Genomic DNA, 682 nt, shown 5'->3' with positions numbered 1-682 from the left:
AAAATAATTTTGTTACTTTTATGTTTAATGATTTAGCTAATAATAAAGAAATTACTTATCATACTTTAACGATTCAAGATTTTGTTTCTAAACTACTTTTTCATCTACCTTACAAACATTTTAAAATGATTAATAGATTTGGTTTCTATGCTAGAAGAAAATCTGATAAGTTAAAATCAGCTCTTGCTTTATTTAAAACTGAACTTAAAAAAGTTCCTTCACTTTTTAGAAAGAACTTTAAAGCTATTTGGGAATTTGATCCTTTTATGTGTCCTAATTGTAATATTTATCTTGAAGCTTATGAACTTTTTGTAAGTAGTGCTTTTGGCCGACCTATTCATAAATTCTATAACCCTAATGGCCTATTATTCAAATAGGTAATTTTGTGCTACTTGAATATATAAAGTGCATTCTTTTTATATCATTATAATTATTCAATTATTTGAATTAATAAAAATATACACACTTTATTAGAGTTCTAATTTCCTATAGAATAAAAAAACAGTAAACCATTTTTTTGATTTACTGTTTCGTAAGTTGATATGTTATAGTTTTTATTTGGTTGTTTGAGTTAGACAATCTGGAATTTACCTGTAGATATTATCGTCATCTACAATTTAATTTTTATCTACGAATATAATTCAACTCGACACTTCCATTATTTGTTATCGTTTTGTTTAAT

At 24.0% G+C, this 682-nt stretch carries 1 protein-coding gene; it reads left to right on the top strand.

Annotation, left to right across the window (positions count from 1 at the left end):
- Nucleotides 1–377, top strand: a 377-nt coding sequence (locus AYC60_RS04760) for a transposase (RefSeq protein ID WP_197416975.1), incomplete at its 5' end; no start/stop codon positions are given.
- Nucleotides 378–682: the final 305 nt, after the last annotated feature.

Origin of the sequence: Streptobacillus felis (genome assembly GCF_001559775.1) — a bacterium.
In the GTDB taxonomy this organism is placed as follows: domain Bacteria; phylum Fusobacteriota; class Fusobacteriia; order Fusobacteriales; family Leptotrichiaceae; genus Streptobacillus; species Streptobacillus felis.
Note: the sequence above shows the minus strand (reverse complement) of the source record. Positions and strands in the feature narration are given on the sequence as shown.